At 26.7% G+C, this 25,735-nt stretch carries 18 protein-coding genes and 1 pseudogene; 18 read left to right on the top strand and 1 reads right to left on the bottom strand.

The features are described 5' to 3' along the window. Positions 1-123: 123 nt before the first annotated feature. From ACTHUW_RS09040 to ACTHUW_RS08955, 18 genes and pseudogenes are all read left to right on the top strand, one after another. Complete coding sequence (locus ACTHUW_RS09040; protein WP_442198256.1) at positions 124-474, top strand: CidA/LrgA family protein; 351 nt, start codon at positions 124-126, stop codon at positions 472-474. After that, positions 474-1,175: an LrgB family protein gene (locus ACTHUW_RS09035; RefSeq protein WP_442198257.1), complete on the top strand. Its 702-nt coding sequence runs from the start codon at positions 474-476 to the stop codon at positions 1,173-1,175. The genes ACTHUW_RS09040 and ACTHUW_RS09035 overlap by 1 nt, the downstream gene beginning before the upstream one ends. A 139-nt stretch (positions 1,176-1,314) precedes the next feature. After that, positions 1,315-1,872, top strand: a complete 558-nt coding sequence (locus ACTHUW_RS09030; RefSeq protein WP_442210955.1) for a DNA-3-methyladenine glycosylase I — start codon at positions 1,315-1,317, stop codon at positions 1,870-1,872. Between the two features lie 14 nt (positions 1,873-1,886). After that, complete coding sequence (locus tag ACTHUW_RS09025; protein ID WP_442198259.1) at positions 1,887-2,909, top strand: Wadjet anti-phage system protein JetD domain-containing protein; 1,023 nt, start codon at positions 1,887-1,889, stop codon at positions 2,907-2,909. Continuing rightward, a complete protein-coding gene (locus tag ACTHUW_RS09020) occupies positions 2,890-4,389 on the top strand; it encodes a replicative DNA helicase (RefSeq protein WP_442198260.1) in 1,500 nt (499 codons plus the stop codon). The genes ACTHUW_RS09025 and ACTHUW_RS09020 overlap by 20 nt, the downstream gene beginning before the upstream one ends. Continuing rightward, the gene (locus ACTHUW_RS09015; RefSeq protein ID WP_442198261.1) at positions 4,389-5,138 is read left to right on the top strand and encodes a DUF6063 family protein; all 750 of its coding nucleotides are present in this window, start codon (positions 4,389-4,391) and stop codon (positions 5,136-5,138) included. Before ACTHUW_RS09020 ends, ACTHUW_RS09015 begins: the two co-directional genes overlap by 1 nt. Continuing rightward, positions 5,122-5,574: a hypothetical protein gene (locus ACTHUW_RS09010; protein ID WP_442198262.1), complete on the top strand. Its 453-nt coding sequence runs from the start codon at positions 5,122-5,124 to the stop codon at positions 5,572-5,574. Before ACTHUW_RS09015 ends, ACTHUW_RS09010 begins: the two co-directional genes overlap by 17 nt. An 11-nt stretch (positions 5,575-5,585) precedes the next feature. Further along, entirely contained in the window at positions 5,586-6,839 is a 1,254-nt protein-coding gene (locus tag ACTHUW_RS09005) for a hypothetical protein (RefSeq protein ID WP_442213107.1), read from the top strand. 252 nt (positions 6,840-7,091) lie between these two features. After that, positions 7,092-9,551 carry a hypothetical protein gene (locus tag ACTHUW_RS09000; RefSeq protein WP_442213105.1) on the top strand — a complete coding sequence of 820 codons (2,460 nt, stop codon included), beginning with the start codon at positions 7,092-7,094 and terminating at the stop codon, positions 9,549-9,551. 95 nt (positions 9,552-9,646) lie between these two features. Then, positions 9,647-11,734: a type I restriction-modification system subunit M gene (locus tag ACTHUW_RS08995; protein ID WP_442213103.1), complete on the top strand. Its 2,088-nt coding sequence runs from the start codon at positions 9,647-9,649 to the stop codon at positions 11,732-11,734. Next, entirely contained in the window at positions 11,734-13,110 is a 1,377-nt protein-coding gene (locus ACTHUW_RS08990; protein WP_442198266.1) for a restriction endonuclease subunit S, read from the top strand. Before ACTHUW_RS08995 ends, ACTHUW_RS08990 begins: the two co-directional genes overlap by 1 nt. A gap of 10 nt (positions 13,111-13,120) precedes the next feature. Next, positions 13,121-16,108, top strand: coding sequence for a type I restriction endonuclease subunit R (locus ACTHUW_RS08985; RefSeq protein WP_442213101.1), 2,988 nt, complete (start codon positions 13,121-13,123; stop codon positions 16,106-16,108). A 31-nt stretch (positions 16,109-16,139) separates the two neighbouring features. Continuing rightward, positions 16,140-18,248, top strand: coding sequence for an NINE protein (locus ACTHUW_RS08980; RefSeq protein ID WP_442198378.1), 2,109 nt, complete (start codon positions 16,140-16,142; stop codon positions 18,246-18,248). Next, positions 18,238-19,566: pseudogene (locus ACTHUW_RS08975) on the top strand (BREX system ATP-binding domain-containing protein). The gene ACTHUW_RS08980 and the pseudogene ACTHUW_RS08975 overlap by 11 nt, the downstream one beginning before the upstream one ends. Further along, positions 19,566-21,668, top strand: a complete 2,103-nt coding sequence (locus tag ACTHUW_RS08970) for a DEAD/DEAH box helicase (protein WP_442198379.1) — start codon at positions 19,566-19,568, stop codon at positions 21,666-21,668. Before ACTHUW_RS08975 ends, ACTHUW_RS08970 begins: the two are co-directional and overlap by 1 nt. 27 nt (positions 21,669-21,695) lie before the next feature. Further along, positions 21,696-22,445 carry a DUF6904 family protein gene (locus ACTHUW_RS08965; protein ID WP_442198380.1) on the top strand — a complete coding sequence of 250 codons (750 nt, stop codon included), beginning with the start codon at positions 21,696-21,698 and terminating at the stop codon, positions 22,443-22,445. Positions 22,446-22,563: 118 nt separating this feature from the next. Further along, complete coding sequence (gene htpG / locus ACTHUW_RS08960; RefSeq protein ID WP_442198381.1) at positions 22,564-24,441, top strand: molecular chaperone HtpG; 1,878 nt, start codon at positions 22,564-22,566, stop codon at positions 24,439-24,441. A 120-nt stretch (positions 24,442-24,561) separates the two neighbouring features. After that, on the top strand, positions 24,562-25,056 hold the full coding sequence (locus tag ACTHUW_RS08955; protein WP_442198382.1) for a phosphatidylglycerophosphatase A family protein: 495 nt from the start codon (positions 24,562-24,564) through the stop codon (positions 25,054-25,056). Between the two features lie 35 nt (positions 25,057-25,091). Here ACTHUW_RS08955 and ACTHUW_RS08950 read toward each other — a convergent pair whose 3' ends face one another. Continuing rightward, positions 25,092-25,652 carry a DUF4352 domain-containing protein gene (locus ACTHUW_RS08950; RefSeq protein ID WP_442198383.1) on the bottom strand — a complete coding sequence of 187 codons (561 nt, stop codon included), beginning with the start codon at positions 25,650-25,652 and terminating at the stop codon, positions 25,092-25,094. Positions 25,653-25,735: the final 83 nt, after the last annotated feature.

The following is a 25,735-nucleotide window of genomic DNA, read 5'->3' as shown; positions in this document are numbered from 1 at the left end:
GCAGAGGACTGAAAATCCTCGTGTCGGTGGTTCGATTCCGCCTTTGGGCACCAAGGAAAAGTTTCTAAACATAACGTTTAGAAACTTTTTTAATATAAAATATAGAAAGAAGGAAAGATACATATGAAGTTTTTAAGACGGTTTGCTATAATTTTAATATTTTTTATATTAGGAGAATTGATTAATAATACATTACATATTCCAATCCCTGGAAATATAATAGGTATGATATTATTATTTTTATCACTATACTTTAAAATAATTAAATTAGAGTTGATAGAAGATGTGGGGAATTTTTTATTAGATCATTTAGCATTCTTTTTCATAGCACCAGGTGTAGCTCTTATAGCCTTATTAAGTAGTTTTTCTAAGATATGGTTAAGTTATTTAATATTCCTTATATTAACCACTGCATTAGTCATGGGAATTACTGGTGTTGTAGTACAATATGTAATAAGAAGGGGTGAAAAGTGATGGATTATTTTATTGAAACTCCTTATTTTGGAATATTAATATCAATACTTGCTTTTGAATTAGGACTATTTATTAATAAAAAAACAAAGATACCCGTATTACATCCTTTGCTTATAAGCATTACTTTTATTATATTAATCCTTATGATATTTGATATAGATTTAGCATCTTATGAGAAAGGTGGAAATGTTATATCTTTATTATTAGGGCCAGTTACTGTAACACTTGCCATACCTTTGTATAAGCAAATAGAATTACTTAAAAAGCATAAGCTTCCTATATTAATTGGAATATTTACAGGAGTAATGACATCATTTATCAGTGTAATATTATTAGGTAAGATATTTGCTTATGACACACAACTTATAAATTCATTGATTCCTAAATTTATAACCACACCAATTGGAATAGAAGTATCTGAGTCAATTGGTGGTATTCCATCAATAACAGTAATGTCTATAATAATAACTGGAATAATAGGTGCTATAATAGCGCCATTTATATGCAAAATTTTTAAAATAGAAGATAAGGTAGCAAGAGGAATTGCAATAGGAGCCTCCTCACATGCTGTAGGAACAGCAAAAGCTATGGAGATGGGTGAAACAGAAGGAGCAATGAGTGGACTTGCAATGGGACTTGCAGGATTATTAACTGCAATAATGGTCCCAATATTAATGATTATAGTTAAAGTTATAATATAATTCTATTTATAGATAAAATAAGCTTAGCTGCTATGACTAAAGTTATAGCAACTAAGCTTATTTTTTAATGAATATGAATATTAAAAATAATTATGTTATAATTAAAGCAAAATATATTTATAGTAGAAGGGAAGTTTCTATGGAAAGATGTGACTGGGCAAATGGAAGTAAAATATATATAGATTATCATGATAAGGAATGGGGAGTAGCGGTTCATGATGATAAAGTTCATTTTGAGTTTTTGCTATTAGAATCAATGCAAGCAGGATTAAGTTGGATTACAATACTCAAAAAAAGAGAAAATTTCAAATTAGCTTTTGATAATTATGATTATAAAAAAATATCAAAATATGATGAAGAAAAAATAGAAGAATTACTTAATAATGAAGGAATTATTAGATACAGAAAAAAGATTGAAGCAACAATAAATAATGCAAATAAATTCATAAAAATACAAGATGAATTTGAAAGCTTTGATAAATACATATGGAGCTTTACTGAAAATAAAAGAATAATAAATCACTATGAAGATACAAAAGAAGTACCAGCTAAATCAAAATTATCTGATGAGATTAGTAAAGATTTAAAAAGAAGAAAATTTAAATTTTTAGGATCAGTTACTATATATTCGTATCTTCAAGCAGTTGGAATAATAGATGATCATATAGATAGTTGTTTTAGGAAGGGATATATTTAGGAGATGGATCATAAATGGATAAAACAATAGAATCATATCTATCAAATTATAAGAAAAAGAAAATTTCATTAAATGAAATAGAAAGATTATTTTCTGGCGAAATCACTTATGAAGAATTTGCTAAAGAAGTTTTAGAATTTGTGGAATTAGGAATTTTAGACCCAGTTAAATCACATGGCAAAAATAATAAAATCATATCACTTCATAATACCTATCATATAAGAGCATCTAAGCTAAAATCTACTATAAAAGATGAGATACGAAATTTTCAACTAATATGTGATTCAAATATAAAGTTAAACAACTATTATGGTTTATCTAAAGAGAAGTGGGAAAAAGATATAAGTACAATAAAAAAGATAGATAAATATCTAAAAATAAATGGACTACCTAAAAGTTCAGCTACTGCACAAGAGAGATCCTATAATATAATAGGAGACGAAAAATGGATTGATACAAGTGGTAAGGCTTTATTAGAGAGAATACAGATTTGGGACAAGTTAAAAATAGATACAAATCCAGATCCACTAATGTTTGGAATTAATCCAAACCAATTTAAAAATAAAAATCATAAACACCTTATAGTTGAAAACAAAACTACATTTTATAATTTAATGAAAATACTTAAAGATACTTCATTCACTTCTCTTATTTATGGTGCTGGTTGGAGAATATTAGCTAATATTAACAGTTTAGAAAAACAATTAGGATTAGAAGAAGACAATCATGAATTATATTACTTTGGTGATTTAGATAAAGAAGGTATCTCTATTTGGAATGGATTAAATAATATAAGGCATATAAAATTGGCTAAAGAATTTTATGAAGAAATTTTATATAAAGATTATACAAAAGGTAAAATCAATCAAAGACAAAACAAAGAAGCTTTAGATTGTTTTTTAGAAAACTTTAATAAAGAACAAAATAAACAAATTAAAAACTTATTAGAGGAAGGAGGATATTATCCTCAGGAAGCTTTAGATAAATATGAGCTTAAAGACCTTTGGGTTAAACTAGATGGAAAAATTAATACATAGTACTAGAGATAATTATAGAGAACGGATGCAAAGGATCTTTTTATTTGATCCATTATATAGTCTTAGAGATAAAAAGAAAAAGGATTATAAAGGTAGAAATATTGATTATTTTGGGCTAGGACTTTTAACATTACTTTTCTTTTTTGAAAACATGTTATCTAGAAATAAAAATACAGGAGTAAAAGAATTGGCATTATTTTTAAAAGAGATGACAAAAGAAGAAATAGATTTTGATGATTCGGGATTTCAAGATTTATCTCGAACTCTCATAGAAGCATTTAGACCAGCTAGTGGTAAACGAAATTCAAGGAAATTTTATAATTGGAATACTAGAAAAGATGAGGAAGTATTTTATTCTATATTAAAAGCAGCTAAATCAGATATAAAAACAAACACACAATATTATACATTAGATGAACAGGGGCTTGAACTTATATTTGCAACTAAAGAATATTTTAGTGAATTTCAGTTATCAATAAATCAATTAGTACTTAGAAAACAATTAGAAAAAGGGGAATTTATAGGAGCATTAAGACAAATTGAAGAAATGCATATAGATGTAGAAACATTAAACAATAGAATTATTAGAATAAAGCATGAAGTACAAAGGAGTATAATATCAAATGAAACTCACGAAAGATATAAGGATATTGTAGAGGATATAAATAGAAGACTAGAAAGAGAACAAGATGAGTTTAATGAATTACAATCATTTGTTAAAGACACAAAAGAAAAATTAGCATATGAATTAAAAGATAAAAAGGAGCAGAAAACATATGAATTGATTATTAAAATTGAAAGAGAATTAAGAGATGTACACTTAAACCATAGAAAGCTTTTTGATGAAAGTATAGTATTAAAAACTAAAGCATTAGAAGCGGCACAAGAATCTTTGTATTATATTGGGATAGATGCATTTAATTTTGAACAAGAAATATTAGGCGAATTAATATCTCACCCACTTCCTTTAGAGAGTTCTAGGACCCTTGTTAAACCTTTTTTATCCTTAGAAAAAGCAGAAATTTGGTCACCTCTTATAGTATTTGATAAACAAAGAATTACAAAAGAAGATAGAGAGGAAAACATTAGAAACTTTTCTGAGCTAATAAGTGATGAAGAAGTGAAAAAGGATATTTTAATACTACAAAAGAATTTCGCAAAGATAATGGAGTATATACTTATATTTATGAAAGATAAAACTAAAATATCATTAGAAGAATTTGTAAATCATATAAAAAAATCAGAAAACAAAGATATATTAAATGAAAGAGTCTTTTATGAATTTTGGCTAATACTACATCAAAAATCCCCTATAAATATAGAATTAAATGAAGATAAATCTGAAAATATATTTAAAGATGTGGTTGAACTTTTATATAAAAGAGTAAACAAAATTAATGTAATAGAGGATATAGGTATAGTTAAGGGAAATGAAAGATATAGCATAAAAAATATGATATTGACATTGGAGGAAAAATGATGGATTATTCACAAAATCAAATAATAAAAGCATTTAAACTTTACTCTACTCTTTCTACTAAAGGTTATGGAGATGAAGATGACTTAAGGCTATATTTAGCTGATGATCAAATAAGAAATTTAATAGATGAATTTGCCAAAGAAGTAGATTGTGTGATTTTTCCATCAGGTGATAATCTATATTTCATACCAAAAGTCATGGACTCTCCCTTTCATATAAGTAATCAATCTTTAAAAGACAACTATTTACCATCAAAATATAATAATTCTGATGTATATATGATGTATATTGCAATAATAGTACTCTTTGGAGCTTTTTATGATAGTTATCAAACTACTGAAATCACAAGAGAATTTTTACCCATAGATGAATGGTTAAATATGATTAATGAAAGGATGGATTCATTAAAAGAACATGAAAGAGAGACCTTAAAATCTTTAGAAAAGGAATATCTGTATAATTGGACTGATATATTAGATAAATGGGAAGCATTAGATGATTTAAAAGAAAATGTAGCTACTCAAGATGCTAGAACTAATAGTAGATTCAGTTTTCTTAATACTGTTAGAAATTTCTTGAAAGATCAAGATTTAATTGATGATATAGGAAATGATGAAATTACTTTAACAGAAAAAGCCAAAACAATTATTAAACGTTATTATATGGAATATGATTTTAATAGGGGGATACTAGATTTTATATATGGAATAACTCAAAAAGAAGGTGAAAAAAATGCCAGCAATATCTAAAATTAGATTTACCAATGTAGTATATGAAGGTGGGGCAAAGAGATATAACGATGATATATTTGAATTTGATGGCCATAATGGAGCTCTATTATTAGAAAATGGGGGAGGTAAAACTGTTTTTGTGCAAACTGCCTTGCAAGCCATATTACCTCACAGTGATCTTGCTGATAGAAAGATTAAAGAAACTCTTCTTTTAGAAGGGGGCTGCTCACATATAGCTATAGAATGGATTATAAATGAAAGACCAAGAAGATATGCACTTACTTCAGTTAGTCTTTATCTAAATAATCAAAGTTTATCTTCCTATAAATATGTTTATGAGTATGGAAATGGGGATGATCATTCAATAGATAAGATACCTTTTGTAAAGAAAAATTCTAGTGGAAGTATTAGGCCTTCTAGTAGAGGAGAAATAAATAATATTATCAGTATATGAATCAACAATATATGAATGCTAATACCTTTAATACTATTAAAGAATTTCATAGTTATATAGAAAAAAACTTTAAAATAATTCCTTCAGAATGGAAAAGAATATCACTTATAAACAGTGCTGAAGGAGAAGTAGAAGGTTTTTTTGATGGATGTAAAACTACAGGACAATTAGTAGACAAGCTTTTGATACCTGTTGTGGAAGAAGCATTATCTATTAATAATACAAATGATTTTGTATCAAGCTTTGAAAAACAAAGAGAGCACTTTAAAAAACACAAACAATTAAGAAATAAAATAGAAGAAAGCCAAGCAATTGAAGAACAAATAAACAAATATGTAAAAATGTATACAGATTTATATGAAGTAGATAAGGATTTAAATAGTGAATTTGAAAAAGCAAAATCATTATACAACTACACTTTAAAAGAAGAAGAAATTAATGAATCTCACTTAGTAGAATGCATAGAAAATAAAGATCAATTAGAAGAAAGCAAAGATAAATTAACACAAAAGATCTTATCTCATGAAATACATTTGTCAGATGAAATATTTAAAAAGCTAAAAAAAACATATGATAATATAAGAGAGAATTATGAAAACATAAAAAACCAGTATGATGTTAAAGGAGAAGAACTTCAGAATTTAAAAATTGCTGAGATAAAATCAGATTTAAAATCTAGTAGAGAAAAAATAGAATTTTATAAAGAAAAAATTGAAAATCTAGATAATGATACAGATATAGAAGAGATAAAGGAATCATTTAAAAGGAATTCTGGAAATATTAAATTTTACTTTGAAAATATTATCTATGATATGAAAAAGAAATTAGAGCTTATAAGCTCCCAAAACAAGAAGTATCTATCCGAATTAAGTGAACAAGAAAAAGAACTTGAGAATATAGAAAATAAGGATAGAAATTATAGGGAAAAATTAGCAGAAATTAAAGCTACAATAAATTTACTTAAAAAAGATACAAAAAAAATAGAAAGTAGCATATTAGCAAATCCTTTGAATGAAAGTATTGAAATAGAACTTCCAAAATGGGTAAGTAGAACAAAAGATATTGAAAATGAAATATTAGAATATCAAAATAATATTAGAAAGTCACAAAACGAAAAAAAGAAGTTATCAAATGACTTTAGTGAATTATTAAAAGAGATAGATATTACTAAAACTGAATATATAAAACATGAGAATTATTTTGATATAATGAGCGAAGAACAAGAAAATATAATTTCACAATTAAATATATTTGGTATTCACTAGCAAAGTTTAAATAATCTATATAAAAGAGAAAGCAGTATACTACAAAGTATTGAAGAAACGGTAGAAAAACATAGAAAAGAAAAAGAAGATTTTATTATAAAAGAAAGAATAGCTTCTAGATTTATAGATCAATATGAAGAAAATGAATACTTTAGTGCTGAGCCAAATTTAGAAAAATGGATAGGGGAGCTAGAAAACCAATTTAAATTTTTAGAATCAGGCACTAAATATATTGAAAAAACAGCCCCTAAATTGAAAAAAACAATAGAAGAATGTCTAAAAGATTATCCATTCTGGTCACTTACTATAATAACCACAAAAGAAGAAGATCAAAAACTTCTTCATAAAATTAATTCTAAAAATGATGATTTAACTTATCCAGTAATAATTTTAAATATTGAAGATGCAAATGATATTATCAAAAATGGCAATAATGATTTAGAAAATATTATAATACCAAAGTATTGGATAGATAATTCAAATACTCACAATTTTATTAAATGGAAAAATAATCTCTCTACTATCTTTGAAGATTTAAGAATGAAAAGACAAGATAAAGAAAAAGAGCTTTTAAGTTGGACTGAATTACTTAAAAAAACCAGAAATTTTTATGATAAATATCCATATGAAATAACAGTAGAAAAACAAAAAGAAAAAAGAGAACTTACAGAAAAAATAAATGAATTAAATAGAGATATTAGTATAAATAAAGATAGATTAAATCAAATAGATAGTAATTTACAAATATACAATGAAAAAATAAAAGATTTAGATGGGGAAAATGGAGTAATAGGAAATAATATACAACAAGGAAATATATATATTGATAAGAAAGATAAAATTGAAGAATATATAAATCATAGAGTTGAAACTCAAAATCAAGTAGATGAATTAAAAGAAGATATAAAATTATGGTCTAATAAAATTAAAATAACAAAAGATATATTAAATGAAAATGAATCAGTAAAAACTGAAATGAATAATCAGCTATATTATACTCAAAACAATGATCTCTATATAGAAGTAAAAGACATGCCATTAGAATCATCTAAAACTTCTATAGAAACTCTAAAGGAAGAAAGAGAAAGTATCAAAAATGAGTTAAACAATCAACAAAAAGATAGAATTAGTATAGAAGAAAACTTAAATAGAGAATTAAATAATATTAGAAAGTTAGAAAAAAGATTAGAGCAAGAGAAAAAAGAATCAATATATTCTATAGATGAAGATATTATATTTACATCATTTTCAAATAGAATGAAAGATAGCCTCATAGATTCAAGAAATATTTTAAAAGAAAAATTAGATGAAATAAAACCAGCTTTATATGAATCAGAAAATAAAATGAAGGACGAAAAAAGAAAATATGATTTACTTGTAGAAAATTTCAATAAAAAGTATGTGAGTGTCATTGAATTTGATAAATCATTAAATGAAATAGAAAAAGATATAATTTTAGAAAATAAAGTACTTAAAGAAAAAGAGGAGAATTTAAACATAAGAGAAGATGTATTAAATAAAGAAAGAGAAAATATTAAAAAAGCAAAAAATATTCTAGATAAAAATGATGGTAAATATTCTTATCTTAATAAAAATATAAAAGTGACTTCACTTTCTAAAGAAATTAAACAAGATTATCCCTATAATAGAGAAAAGATTATAGAAGTTCAATTAGATAATTTAAATAAAGTAAATGATAAATTAAATATATTAAAAGAAAAAGTGGATAAACAGATTAATATATTCATAAGATTTTGTGAAGAAAATGTAGTTGATATAAAATTAAGAACTATGGCTGTATCAGGAATTAGAACAAAAAAAGAATATAAAGATATTTTAAAATGGCAAGAAAGCATGAAAGATAGAATATCTAGAATAATAAAGTTTGCAGAAGATGATTTAAGAGAGCATGATAAAGAACTTCAGCAATTTATAAATCACCTTTATTCCCATCTTTTAAGTGTATGTGAAGAATTAAGATATATACCGAAAAAAACTAAAGTAAAAGTAGATGATAGATGGAAGGATATATTCATATTTACCATACCTACATGGGATGAATATGAGGGGAAAAAAGAACTTAGAAATCATATTGACTGGATGATAAAAGAATTAGAAGGTGATAACTATAAAGATGAAGAAGATAATGAAGATGAATCACAAGTAAGAAAATCTATAGAAAAATGGTTAGATACAAAACAGCTGCTTCAAAACATAATGAAAGATGATAATATAAAAGTGAAATGTAGAAAGGTAACTAATGATAGAAAAGTAAGCAGTATTCCTATATCATGGGAACAATCAAATAAATGGTCTGGAGGAGAAAAATGGAGTAAAAACACCACTCTCTTTCTTGGTATATTAAATTATCTAGCAGAAAAGAGTCAACATATATCATCAAATAAAAAAAGACATCGTACAGTTTTGATGGATAATCCATTTGGAAAAGCATCTAGTGATCATGTATTAGATCCAGTATTTTTCATAGCAGAACAATTAGGTTTTCAAATAATAGCACTAACAGCACATACAGAAGGGAAGTTTTTAAGAGACTATTTCCCTATAATATATAGTTGTAAATTAAGAGATACAAGAGATAAAAACCATCAAATAGTAACAAAAGAAAAGGAAATAAGATATGCCTATTTTAAAGACAATGATCCTAAAACTATAGACAGAATAGGAGAGCAAGAGCAGCTGACCTTGTTGTAGTTAAAGCCTTGCCATTTTTTGTGGTAGGGCTTATCTTCTATGTTATAATTAAAGAGAAAATTAAAAAAACTGGACATAAAAGGGGATATACATATATGCAAAATTTTAATGAAAAGGTAAATTTTATATGGAAGATAGCAGAACTTTTAAGGGGTCCATATAAGCCAGAAAAATATGGTGATGTAATACTACCTATGGCAGTTCTTAGAAGATTTGATTCATTACTTGAGCCTACAAAAGAGAAAGTAATAGAAAAAGCAAAAACAACAGATATAGAAATGATATTAAATAAAGAAGCAGGATATGAGTTTTCAAATAAATCTAAATTTGGATTTAACAACCTAATAGATGATCCTGATAATATAAGAGCAAATTTTGAAGCATACCTTAGAGGTTTCTCAGCAAATATACGTGAGATAATGGAAAACTTTGAATTTGAAGCAGAAATAAAAAAATTAGAAGAAAATAATCTATTGTATTTACTAGTAAAAGAATTTAGTGATATAGATTTACATCCACAAGTAGTATCAAATCAAGAGATGGGATATATATTTGAAGAACTTATTAGAAGGTTTTCAGAAAATGCAGAAGCAGGAGATCACTATACACCTCGTGAAGTGATAGAACTTATGACAAATATAATATTTAATAATTTAGAAGATGAACTTACAAAACCAGGAAGTATATTTACAGTAGGGGATTTTGCAGCAGGAACAGGAGGAATGCTTTCAGTAGCAACGAATTATATAAAAGAAATGAACCCACAAGCTCAAGTAGAAGTTTTTGGACAAGAGCTAAATCCTCAATCTTATGCAATCTGTAAATCAGATATACTTATAAAGGGGCAAAAATCTAAAAATATAGTAAAGGGGAATTCTTTTACAAATGACGGTCATAAGAATTTAAAGACTCGCTTTGCCCTCATGAATCCGCCCTTTGGAGTGGATTGGAAGAAAGATAAAAACTATATAGAAAAAGAAGTAAATGATCTTGGATTTGACGGTAGATTTGGAGCAGGTACGCCAAGAACATCAGATGGTTCGCTATTATTTCTAGAACATATGGTATCAAAGATGAGTCAAGATGAAAAGGGCTCTCGCATGGCAATTATATTTAATGGATCCCCCTTATTTACAGGAGATGCAGGAAGTGGTGAATCAGAAATAAGAAGATGGATAATAGAAAATGATTTATTAGAAGGAATCATAGCCCTACCTACAGATTTATTTTATAATACAGGAATAGCAACATATATATGGGTACTTACAAATAGAAAAAATGAAGACATATTAAAGGGACCAGTTAGAAAAGGAAAGATTCAATTAGTAGATGCTAGCAACTTCTATCATAAAATGAGAAAATCTCTAGGTTCAAAGAGAAAAGAAATAGGTAAATCAGATATAGAAGAGATTTCAAAAATATATGGAGCTTTTGAAGAAAATGAAAACTGTAAAATATTTGACAACAAAGAATTCGGGTATCTAAAAGTAACGATAGAAAGACCCCTTCAACTAAACTTTCAACTAAACGAGGAAAGAATAGAAAATATATATGCAGAAAATACATTTTCAAAACTATATGATGAAGAAACAAAAGAAGAGTTAGAATTAAAACAAGAAAAGAAAACAATAAAGAAAAAAGAATTATCTAAATTAGAAAAACTATATGAAGGTAAAAAACTTCAAGATGAAATAGTAGCTAGATTAAAGGAAAATATAAGTGATGAACTATATAAAAACAAAGAAGAATTTGAAAAAGTATTAGATGATATTTTAGAGAGTTTAGATTTAAAAAAATCATTATTTAAGTCAATAACACTTGGACTATCAAAAAGAGATGACTCAGCTGATTACAATTATAAGGGAAAGAAAAAAGAAGCAGATAGCACACTAAGAGATACAGAAACTATACCCCTTTCTATAGATGTAGAAGATTATAATATTGATACAGATGAACATATCAAAAAAGAGAAGAAAAACATATTAGAATATGTAGAAACTGAAGTAGCACCACATGTGAAGGAATTTTGGATAGATCACAAAAAGACTAAAATAGGATATGAAATACCCTTTACAAGATACTTTTATAAATATGAAGAATTAAGACCCTTTAAAGATATAATGGGAGAGATAGAAGAATTAGAAAAGGAAATTCAAGTAGAAATAAAGAAGGTGCTTGGATAATGTATGAGTTGAAATATAGAAATGAAGATGAGATGAAGGAAATAAAGGATACATGGATGAAATCTATTCCTAATAAATGGAAAATGAAGAAACTAAGTCATATTTCGAATATAATAACTGGAAATACCCCTTCTAAAAAAACTAATATGTATTATAAAAATGGTAATATTCCTTGGATAAAGCCAGATAATATAAAAGAAGATTACAGTATTTCTGATACGAAAGAAAAACTTAATAAAGAAGGAGTTAAAATCGCACGTATAATACCTCCAGATTCAGCGATAGTTTGTTGTATAGGAACTGTAGGAAAAGTAGGTGTTAACAAAGAAGAAGCTACTACAAATCAGCAGATAAATTCTGTTGTTTTTGATAAGAAAAATATTTGGACAAATAAATACGGAATATATTCTATGATATCATCTAGAAGTGATCATGAAAAATATGCTACTAAGGTAGTCGTAGCTATACTAAATAAAACTCAACAAGGAAACATTAAAATGCCATTCCCAGAAATTAAAGAACAACAAAAAATCGCCAATTTTCTAGATATTAAAACTACACAATTTGACTCAATTATTTCTAAAAAAGAAAAACTTATAGAAAAATTAGAAGAAGCAAAAAAGAGTCTTATATCAGAAGTTGTAACTGGAAAGGTGAAAATAGTAGATGGAAAAATGATTGAAAGAAAAGAAGATGAGATGAAAGATAGTGGTGTGGAGTGGTTAGGTATGATGCCTAAGAATTGGGAAGTAACAAAAGCTAAATATTATATGGATATAATAGGAGGTTACTCTTTCAATACAAATGAATTTAGCAATGAAGGAGTTCAAGTTATCAAGATAGCAAATTTATATAAAAATAAATTATCACTAGAAAGACAACCTACATTTATAGCTAAAGAGAATGTAAAGAAGTATAATCAATTCATTATTAATAAAAATGATATTTTAATTTCATTAACAGGTACATTAGGAAAAAAAGATTATGGATATGCTGTATTAATTGAAGATAATACTAAATATTTATTAAATCAAAGAGTCGGGAGAATAAAGATAAAAAAAGAAATAGATTTATTTTATGCTTTATCAGTATTAAAGAGTGAAATCTATCTTAATCAACTATATTCTTATCCCTCAGGAACTAAACAAGCGAATTTAAGTAATGATGATGTATTAAGACCATTTATACTTATTCCTAAAAGTAATAAAGAACAGATTGAATTATCATTTCTTCTAAACACCCAAACATCAAAACTAGACAACATAATCACCAAAACCAAATCCCAAATCCAAAAACTAAAAGAAGCCAAGCAATCTCTTATCTCTGAAGCTGTTACTGGCAAGATTGATTTACGAGACTGGGAAATAAAAAACTAGGAGGATTTTTATGATTACTCAAGTAACTCCAGAATCATTAAAGGAAAGAGCTTTTCAAACTATAATAAAAGATTACCTCATAAATCATAATGGATATAGCGAAGGCTTTAATGAGAATTATGACAATCATTATGCAATGGACACTAAATTACTATTTGATTTTTTAGAAGTTAGTCAAAAAAAGAAGATAGATAGACTAAAAAGCATATATAAGGAAAACTATAAAGCTAAAATTATAGAAAATTTAGACAGGACTCTTACTCTTAGAGGTTCAATACACGTATTAAAGCATGGTATAAAAGACTATGGTGTTCATCTTGATTTGGCATATTTTAAACCTCCTACTACATTAAACCCAGATCAATTTGCCCTATATGAGAAAAACATATTATCAGTTACTGAAGAATTAAAATATATAGATGAAAAAAGAATTGACTTGGTTCTATTTTTAAATGGTCTACCTATTATTACTATGGAGCTTAAAAATCCTTTTACAGGACAAAACTATAAAAATGCTATAAGTCAATATAAGAAGGATAGAAATAGTAAAGAGCTATTATTTAGATTCAAAGAAAGATCTATAGTTAATTTTGCCCTAGATACGGATCAAGTATATATGGCTACAAAACTTGCACAAGATAAAACATATTTCCTACCCTTTAACAAGGGCAATGATGGGGGAGCAGGAAATTCTGAAGTGTTTGGTAAAATGAAAACATATTATCTTTGGGAAGAGGTACTTAGAAAAGATTCCTTGCTTGAAATATTAGAAAAATTTATTTATATAAACAAGGTAGAAGATATCAAAGTTAATGGTGATGTCTCGCTTAAAGAAACTGTTATTTTTCCAAGATATCATCAGTTAAATTGTGTAAGGGAAATATTAGATCATGTAAGGAAAAAAGGAACAGGAAACAAATATCTAGTTCAACATTCTGCCGGTTCTGGAAAGACAAATTCTATCACTTGGCTTACTCATAGACTTGCATCTATTCATGATGAGCAAAATGAAGTTATATTTAATGGAGTAATTGTTGTAACAGATAGAACTGTTTTAGATGAACAATTACAAAGTTCAATATATCAATTAGAACATAAATTAGGACTTGTAGCAAAGATAGATAAGGATTCTAGTCAATTAAAGGATGAATTAGAAAAGGGTACAAAGATTATAATAAGTACTATTCAAAAATTTCCACATATATTAAAGGAGCTAAGTGGGACCAAGGATAAGAAATATGCCATAGTTATAGATGAAGCCCATTCTTCTACTTCTGGTAAAAATATGATGGCTCTAAAAGAATCATTATCCCTTGAAGAAGCTGCTGATTTAGCCATAAAAGAAGAAAGTAAAATAGTAGATACTGAAGATAAGATTAATAATGAATTAGAGAAGTTTGTTGATGATTCTAATGTAAGCTTTTTTGCCTTTACGGCGACACCTAAAGGAACTACTTTGAAACTTTTTGGCAAGCAAAGGCATGATGGAAAGCATTATCCTTTTCATATATATAGCATGAGACAAGCTATTGAAGAAGGTTTTATTTTAGATGTGCTTAAAAACTATATGACTTATAAGATGTATTATAAGGTGGGCAAACATATAGAAGATGATCCTACTTTTGATAAGGCAAAGGCAGCAAAATCTATTGCTAGATTTGTAAGTATCCATCCTCATAATATATATCAAAAGACTGAGGTAATGATAGAACATTTCAGAAATTCTACTAGGAAAAAAATAGGGGGACAGGCAAAGGCTATGCTTGTAACTTCTTCTAGAAAACATGCTGTAAGATATAAACTTGCTTTTGATAAATATATCAAAGAAAAAGGATATAGCAATTTAAAGACATTAGTAGCATTCTCAGGCAAGGTAAAAGATGAATATATGGATGAAGAACTAAGTGAATCTAAAATGAATGATGGATTAAAGGAATCAAGTCTACCCAAAGAATTTGACAAGGATGAATCTAAGGTACTTATAGTAGCAGATAAATATCAAACAGGTTTTGACCAACCAAAACTTCATACCATGTATGTAGATAAGAAACTTTCTGGAGTTCGTGCAGTTCAAACATTATCTAGATTAAATAGAATATATCCTGGAAAAGAAGATACTTTTATATTAGACTTTGCTAATGATCCGGAAGATATAAAAGAGGCATTCTTGCCTTTTTACAAAACTACTGTATTAGATAATGATATAGAACCAAATGAAATATATACTATATATAATGAGATATTTGATAAACAGGTAATAAACAAGGAAGATGTTATAAAGTTTGTAGATTTAATATATACAAAGAAAGAATCTAAAAATGCTAAAGCATTGATGGAAAACTATGTAAACAATACTTCTAATAGAATAGATGAATTTTCTAGAGAAGAAAAGATTGAAATAAGATCTTTATTTAAAAAGTTTATTAGTCTATACAATTTAATAATTCAAATAGCTCCTTTTATAGATTCAGAACTACACAGATTAAGTATATATCTAAGGTATCTTATAAAGAAAATAGATATAGAAAGTACTGGGGGGATAGATATAACTGATAAAGTTATTTTGGAGTATTATAGATTAAAGGAAGGGAAAGAAGAATCAATATATCTAGAAGATGAAGAAGATATAGGTGTAAATGTCAAGGTTGCTGGTGGTTCTACTGCTAAAGAGGATGAAACTGATTATTTAAGTAGTATTATAAATAATTTAAATGATAGATTTGGAACAGATTTTTCTGATTCTGAAAAACTAGCTGTTGAACAAATTAGAAATAGTCTTAAAAATGACAAAAGTTTAGAACTAAAGGCTCGAGCAAATACTGCAGAAAACTTTCGTCATGCTTTTGAACCTTCTTTTGATGGCAAGATAATTGATGAATATGGTAAAAATCAAAACTTTTATGGAAAGGTTCTAACTGATGAATCTTTTAAGAATAAATTAATGGATTTATTGATGCTAGAAGTCTATAATCATTTTCAAGAACAAGTGAGAAGTTAAGATCTTACATGGAAGGGATTGTTAATATAATATGAAGTCAAACAAAAAGATAAATTATATTGTGAAAACAACAGAATGTAAAAAGAATAATAAAAATTTGTTTATAGCAGCAATATTAGCAATTTTTCTAGGTATCATTGGTATACATAGATTTTATTTGAATAGAAAAGTATCAGGATTTACCTTTTTAATGATATCAATATTTTCTCTAAATTTTGGATCAGGGAACTTAGCAACATTAATAGTTTTTATATCAATTATAGAAGGAATGGTTTATTTGTTTAAAGGAATATTTTCATTTAAAAATAAAACTAAAAACAAAGAAAATATGAATAAGAAAAACATTAATACACCTGAAATGAAAAAAATAGAATATAGTGATAAAGATATAGTCAAAATAAAAGAAGAAAAGATCAAAATGGGTAAAAAAGAAGATGTTAATGATTTAGAAATAATTGATATATCTAATATAAAAACTAAAAGTATTCCTAAAGAAAATGATTTTTTGAATATATTTAAAACAAATTGGATTAAAATATTAACCATTCCTTATGAAAGATCGATAATGAAAGTCACACAAGTTAAAGAAGAAACATTAAAGCTATATGAAAAACTTTGTATCTTTTTAGATAAAGAATTAAAAAACAATAAGAGTTCATTAAATAAAGAGATAAAAAGAATAGAATCAGAGGTCCTATATTATGATAATATTTTATATACAATCTATTGCATATCTGAAGGTCATGTAACTAAGGTGTATAGTGGGACTTATGATTATTATGATCCAGAATACTCTTATAAAATATTGAATGAACATTTAGGTGAAAATCTTAAAGATAAACTTTTTATTAAGGCTCAGGAATTTGAAAAAGATATCTCGCCGCCAAATAGGGATACATTAGATCAATTTAATTTAACAGAAAATGGGTTGTCAAGGAAGTGGTGGGACAATGATGGGCAACTTAGATCTAGCAGGAAATTTAGTAGTGATGAACTAAATATTTTAAATGCTACTCCAGCTAGAACTACAATAGTATGGGACATATATGGAGTAAAGGAACAAATTATAACTTTATATTTAGAAATTTGGCAAGTTATATCTAATGGGTTAAATAAGAATATAAAATGGAAGAATAAAAATATTTTGAAAGACATAGTAGATGGAAAATATATTTATTTTGATGATTATAACAATGGAAAAATCTTATCATCTTTAATAAAAATTGCAGAAAACACAATAAGGGAGTTCTTGCCTGGCACTCAGATATTAAATATTAATAATCAACAAAATAATATCAAAAAATACTTACCAGAAGAAATTGTTGATGATATAAATACTAAAAAAATTGAATATACAGAACATATAAATGACGAAAAATTAATAGAAATATTAAATTGTATGATTGAAAAGGATCCTAGTGATTGGAAACTTAAAGTAGAAAGGATATTAATAGATGAGACTAATAAAAGAATCAGATTCTTAATTGATTATAAGGAAGATGAAAATTTTATAAAAATAGCAAAGGAAATAATTAAAAAATCAGATGATGAAAACTTATTATTATTGTGCTTATATGAAATAGAAAAAGGACAGAAATTGAGTCAAAAAAATGCTAAAGTATTGAAAAATATTATCCATAATAATAACATATCTATATATGAGGATATTATTAAATCTAAAGAAGAATTGTCATTAGAACTTTTTAATAGATTAGAGGAACTTAAAAACCCAATTAGAAAGAAAATAGAGCTAGACATGGGTAAGGTAGAATTATCAAAGAAAGAGCTTAATAAAACCGTAGAAATTGTAAAAGAATATATAGATGATGAAGCAAGTAAGGAAGGGACTAAGGAGAATAATTTAAAACAAGAAACAGTAGAGACAAAATGTGATGATAAATTAGAATTTAAGCATATGAATTTCTTGAAATTATTATTAGATATTGAATTTATGAAGATTGAAGAAGCAAAAAAAATAGCTATGGAAAATGACAATTTACTAAATGCCTTTATAAGTGATGTAAATCAAGAACTTTATGAATATATTCAAGATCAGACAGTTATAATTGAAGATGATATTATTAAAATAGATGATTTTTATGTAGATATGGTAAAGGAGTTGATATTAAATGAACAATAGAATTAATCCAAAGGAAGCTGATAATATAATAAAGGCTTTAGAAGGAGGAATAGTACCTAGAAAAGGAATTCAACATTTATTAGTAGGAAGAAATGAAGAGGTACAAGAAGTTATTTCAATTTTGGATTCAATTATACAAGGAGAAAGTGACATAAGGTTCTGGACAGGTGATTTTGGGAGTGGAAAGAGTTTCATGCTTAGAACTATAGAGTCTATAGCTGTTCAAAAAAACTTTGTTGTTTCTACAGTAGATTTAACTCCTACAAGAAGATTTTATTCTTCTGATGGAAAAGCTAAAGCTTTATATAGTGCTATAGTAGATAATATAATTGTACAAACTTCTCAAGAGGGCAATGCTATAGACACAATATTAGAAGAATGGATAAATAGAATTATTATGAATATTTCTCAAAGAGATAATATTCCTATGCAAGAATTATTAACTTTAGAAAATAAAGAGCTTGTAGAAAAAGAAATTTTAAATATTATTAGTTCATTTAAATCAGTTGGTTTATCTTATGAACTAGGACAAGCAATTGCAAAATATTATGAGGGTATAGTAGAAGATAATAAAATGATAAGATTAAAAGCTTTAAGATGGATTCGTGGAGATATAGATACTAAAACTGAAGCCAAAAGAGAAATGAAAATTGAAAAGATAATAAATGATGATAATTGGTATGAAGCAATTAAAAATTTAGCAGAGTTATTTTCAGATATTGGTTATTCTGGCTTTGTAGTAAATTTTGATGAAGCAGTTAATTTGTACAAATTACCAATGAGTAGAACTAGAGAAAGAAACTATGAAAAAATACTAAATATATTTAATGAATGTAAATCAAATGCTGCAAGGGGACTTTTTATAAATTTTGGTACTACTAGAAAAACTGTGTTTGATGAAAATCGTGGCATGTCTAGTTATGGAGCATTGAAAGGTAGAGTTGGATCAGAAGATATTATGGATTCTAAACTTTTAAACACTAATAGGACTATTTTACCCTTAAAGCCTTTAAACACTGAAGAAATTTATACTCTATTAGAAAATTTAAATAATATATATAATATCTTTCATAGAAAAAATATATCTATGACAACAGAACATATAAAAAAATATATGTAAGAACAATTAAATAGGCCAGGTGCAGATGAATTTTTAACTCCCAGAGCTGTGATTAAAGATTATATGGAAATATTGGATTTAATAAGACAAAATCCAAATGAATCTATTGAAAATATAATTCATATAAAGTTTGGGAAAGAACCTATACCTGTAATTAAAGATAAAAATGATAAAGATGATGAAATAGAGGTTTTATAATGAGTAGTTATAATTTATTACAAAGAGAAATTCGTAGATATATATATGATGAAGGTTGGGAAGCTCTAAGAAATATACAGGAAGCGTCAATAAAACGTGTTCATGATACAGATAATAATTTAATATTAGCAGCACCAACAGCTTCAGGTAAAACTGAAGCTGCATTTTTACCAGCAATTAATCTTATAAAGGATTGGGATTCTGGACTTAAAATTATCTATATTTCTCCATTAATAGCTCTCATAAATGATCAATTCAAAAGAATATTAGAATTGTGTAATTATATGAATATACCAGTAACGAGTTGGCATGGAGAAGCATCTAGAACTAAGAAAAGTAAATTATTAAAAGAGCCTAAAGGGATACTCTTAATAACTCCAGAATCCATAGAAGCTATGTTGTCTTTAAGACCAGGTGAAGCAAGAGGATTATTTAATGGAACAGAATGGATAATAGTAGATGAAATACATAGTTTCTTAGAAAATAATAGAGGAATACAACTAAGATCTCTTATAGAAAGAATAAAACTATATATGGAAAAGAATCCTAGATTTATAGGAATGTCTGCTACATTAAATAGAGAAGATTATAAACAAGTAAAGAATTTTTTTATAAGTGACAGAACTACAGATGTATTATTGGATAATAGTAAAAATGATTTAGAATCTACCAAAAGCTATTATGAATCAAACATAAAGAAAAATTCAATAAAAGCACTAGAAGAAATTTATAATTATTCCCAAAAAGAGTCTATGTTAGTATTTCCAAATTCAAGAGGTGATGTAGAAAGATTGGCTGTAGGATTAAGCAGATTAGGTAAAAAAAGAGGTTCTGATACTAGATATTTTGCTCATCATTCTTCTGTGAGCAAAGATATGAGATTGATAGCAGAAAAATTTGCTAAAACTAGCAAAAGACAATTGTTTACTATATGTTGTACATCAACTTTGGAATTAGGTATAGATATAGGTTCAGTAGATAGTATAGTTCAATATAATGCTCCACATTCTGTAGCAAGTTTAGGACAAAGATTAGGAAGAAGTGGTAGGATTACAAGAAAAAATATATTGCATTTGATAGGTACAGATGAATGGTCCTTATTACAAGGTTTAGCAGCATTATCACTGTATGAAGAAGGGGTATTAGATAGATTTAATCCTATAACAAAGCCTTATGATGTTCTTGCTCATCAGGTAATATCTATTCTTTTAGAATATACTGGGATGTCATTGGAGAATTTAAACAATATAAATCAAAAATATAAATGTTGGAATCAAATAGAAGATGAAGAATATTTGGAGTTGATAGAACATCTAATAGATAAAAAATATATAGAAATATTAGAAAATGAAGCTATAACGGGATTAGAAACAGAAAAATTGTTAAGAGGAAGTGATTTTTTTGTTCATTTTGAGACACAGAACAACTTTTCTGTTTATAGTAATGATAAAAAAATAGGAGAAATACCTTTATCTCCTAGTGTACAAACAGGAGTAAATATATTTTTGTCAGGTCAAATATGGAAGATAAAAGATATAGAATTAAGAAGCAAGAAAATATATGTAAGTAAAGCTTTAGATGGAAATCCTCCTATGTTTTTAGGGAATAGTGGAAATGTAACTAATGAAATAAGAAGTAGAATGAAAGCTATATTAGAAGATAAAACTTACTGGGTAAATTATAATGATAATATAAAAGAAGTTTTAATTAAACTTGCTGAAGAAAATTTAAAACATGAATATTTTCAGTGGATAGAAAAGAATGATGAAATAGGACTTAGAACTTTTCAAGGTACTAAAATTAATAGAACAATATTGTTATTATTAAATATGTTTGACAAAGATGGAAAGTATAAATTAGATGATAGAGAAACCTATATAAGTGGTACAAATATAAAGAGATATATAAATAATATAATAGAAAAGGAATTTGAAGAAGAGAAAATATATGATTATTTAAAAAATAACTTAGAAATAATTGAGCTATATCTATCTTCTAATAAATATAAAGAATTATTACCCCTTAACCTAAAGATAAATTATATCATTAAAAACATATTAGATTTAAATGGAGCAAAAAAATATTTAGGAATTATAATTTAACTAACATACCTACTGGAGGAAAAAACAATGCTATATATGGAAAACACACAAAAAAATCTAGGCGTATCCTTATATGGAGATTATTTAGATTTTGAGAATTTATATAAAGCTTTGCATAAAATCATAGGTGATGAAGATGAATATAGAAATTTTTATTCATCACAGATGAGGGTCTTAGGATTATGCTATGATATAAGACATGCTATGCAAGGAGACAGAGATTACACCTTTGTTGAAAATGGCATTAATGATGATATATTAAAATTTAATTCATTTATAGCTCCAAAACAAAATGTATATTTGAAAGTTAATATATTTTGGCCAGAGATGTTATATATACAAATGGTATTAAATGATTTTCTACAGTTATATGCTAGAAAAAACTCATCTGCTTATGTTGATATATTTAAAGATAAGCCGAATATTTGGGATAATAATATTGCTACTGTTAGATTATTTCAATCGCAATTTAAAAAGTGTCTTAAAGATACTATAACTAAAGGCAGATATGGTAGATTATTAAGCTATATGATAAATGATTATACTAGATTTTCAGGTTATTTAACACAATATTTGGATTTATTAAATATTAAATTTGTAAATTTAGATAAAGACAAAAGACTGGAAAAAATATCTGTATTTGGAAAGAGACTAGTAGAAAAAGGTAAAGGATATTTAGATCTTGAAGAACAATTTGAATTAGCAGCAGAAGAATATAATTGTTCTATCTTTGAACTTAGACTTAATGAGGAATATCCTGAAGATATAGAATGGTAATTTTAAAGATCAGACGTATTGACTAATTCTAAAATATATGATAAAAATAAGTATAGGTTAGCACTCTCCAAGCGAGAGTGCTAAATTGTGAAATTTTACTTAGTGAAGGGAGATTATTATGGAAAAAAGAGAATTTAAGGCAGAATCTAAAAGATTGTTAGATTTAATGATTAATTCAATTTACACACATAAGGAGATTTTTTTAAGGGAACTTATTTCAAATTCTAGTGATGCTATAGACAAGATTTACTATAAGGCACTCACAGATAGTTCTATTAATTTTGATAAAGAGGATTATTATATAAAAATCTCTACAGATAAGGAAAATAGAACTTTAACTGTTCGTGATACTGGTATAGGTATGAATAAGGAAGAGTTGGAGAAAAATATAGGTACTATAGCTCAAAGTGGTTCCCTAGATTTCAAAAAATTAAATGAAGCAAAAGATGGTCATGATATTATTGGTCAATTTGGTGTAGGTTTTTATTCAGCTTTTATGGTAGCTGATACTATAACTATAGAAACTAAAGCACTTGGTAGTGATACAGGTTATGTTTGGGAGTCTCAAGGAGCAGATGGATATACTATAGAAGAAACTGAAAAAGACAGTATTGGAACTACTATTACATTAAAATTAAAAGAAGATACTGAAGATGAAAATTATAGTGAATATTTGGATGAATATAAGCTTCAAAATATTATTAAAAAATATTCTGATTTTGTAAGATACCCTATAAAGATGGACGTAACTAAGTATAAGGAAAAAGAAGATGAAGAAGGCGAATCTGAAGAGTATATTGAAGAAGAAACTATAAATAGTATGGTGCCTATATGGAAAAAGAATAAAAATGAGCTTACTAAAGAAGATTATGAGAAGTTCTATGAAGATAAGCACTATGGTATGGATAAGCCTGTTAAATATAGTCATATAAAAGTTGAAGGTACTATAAGATACAACGCAATTCTTTATATACCTGAAAGTATGCCTTATGACTATTATACTCAGGAATATGAAAAAGGATTAGAGCTATATTCTAATGGAGTATTAATTATGAATAAATGTAGTGAACTATTACCTGATTATTTTAGCTTTGTTAAAGGGATGGTTGATTCAGAAGATTTATCTTTAAACATATCTCGTGAAATGCTTCAACATGATAGACAGCTTAAGTTCATAGCTAAAAATTTAAAGAAGAAAATAAAATCTGAACTTTTAAGTTTATTAAAAAATGACAGAGAAAAATATGAAAAGTTCTATAATTCTTTTGGTAGACAATTAAAATATGGTATATATAGTGACTTTGGACAAAACAAAGAAATATTACAAGACCTACTATTATTCTATTCTTCAAATGACAAGAAACTAGTAACTTTAGATGAATATATTGAGAGAATGAAAGAAAATCAAAAATATATTTATTATGCTTCAGGAGATTCTATTGATAAAATAGAAAAGTTACCTCAAACTGAAAGAGTTTTAGATGAAGGTTATGAGATATTATATTTAGATGATGATGTAGATGAGTTTGCTATAAAAATGATAAATGAATATAAGGAAAAAGAATTCAAATCTGTATCTAGTGGAGATTTAGGTATAGAAGATGATGAAGAAACTAAGGATGAAACTAAAGAAGAAAATACTAAACTATTTGAAGATATGAAAAATGTATTATCAGATAAGGTTAAAGAGGTTAGAGCTTCAAAGAGACTTAAAAATCATCCAGTATGCCTTGCAAATGAAGGTGAAATTTCAATAGAGATGGAAAAGGTATTAAGTGCTATGCCTAATAATCAAAATGTACAGGCTGATAAGGTTCTAGAAATTAATACAAATCATCAAGTATTTAAATCATTAAAATTAGCTTCAGAAAATAATGATAAGGAAAAGATACAGCTATATACAAATTTATTATATAATCAAGCTCTTTTAATTGAAGGTTTACCTATAGAAGATCCAGTGGAGTTTTCTAAGAATATGAGTAAAATAATGAGCTAGAATTTAATCAACCCCTTATATCTAAGATGGTATAAGGGGTTGTTTTTAAATATTTGCTTTTAAAATTTAATTATAGGGTAAATAATACTTATTAAGTAAAAATTAAAGGAGTTTGATATTATGAAAAAATATACTGCAGAAGAATTATATGATTTAACTATAGAAAAGCTAGAAGAAAGAGGAGTAAGGATGGAGGATATAGCTGAATTAGTTATGTATTTACAAAAGGATTATAATGATAATTTGACTCTGGAATATTGCATAGAAAATGTTGAAAGAGTACTTAGAAAAAGAGAAGTAATGCATGCTATATTTACAGGAGTAGCACTTGATGAACTAGCAGAAAAGAAACAATTGCCAGAGCCACTTCAACAAATAGTTGAAACTGATGAAGGTTTATATGGGATAGATGAAGTGATACCCCTATCTATAGTAAATATATATGGAACTATTGGTCTTACCAATTATGGATATTTAGATAAAAAGAAGGTTGGAATCATAAAAGAATTAGATAATAAAGAAAAACACAAAGGCAAAGTACATACTTTCATGGATGATCTTGTTTCAGCCATAGCAGCAGCTGCTGCTAGTAGAATAGCACATGCAGTTGAATAATAAAAAAAATCCATCTTATCTAAGATGGATTTTTTCTACTTTGGAACTATTTCAAATACATACTCTTCATTATCCCAAGAAAATGATGGAGTGTATATCATTTCATATGAATCCTGTTCTACTACATCAAAATAAATTTTACCTTGTGCTTGTTTTCCACTATTTATTTGTTCGCTAAAAGCCATTTCATCATAGCTATAATAATCATCTTGTTTGTTACCTTCATTATCATAAATTGCAAATTCCGTATTATCTACAAATACTTGTTCATCTCCTGTATTTTTTGCTGTAAGATCTAGTGTAAGTACCTTACCATTTTTTGATTCGCCATATTCAGCAGGCTCTGTAAATGAAGCTGAATTTATAATTAATTCTACATCATTTATCTTTACCGTATCACCTATTTTATATATTTGCTCTTCTTTTTCCTTCTCATCTTTATTATCATTTTCTTCCTTTACTTCAGAGCTATCTGATGTTTCATCACTAGTACTTTCTTGAGATGTAGAATCTTCCTCACAAGCTGCGAAGATTGATACAGCAACCAATAAAACACTTACAAATAAATATTTCTTTAAATTTTTCATTTTAAACATTTTAACTCCTCCTTTTATTATTTAATTATAGCTCGTTGCAGAACTCTACAACTCGCATAAATACTATGTTTCTTTATATAGAA

The sequence above is a fragment of the Senegalia sp. (in: firmicutes) genome, from assembly GCF_052088025.1.
GTDB lineage: Bacteria > Bacillota > Clostridia > Tissierellales > SIT17 > Anaeromonas.
The sequence above is the reverse complement of the archived record's forward strand: the minus strand, read 5'-3'. Positions and strand labels throughout refer to the sequence as shown.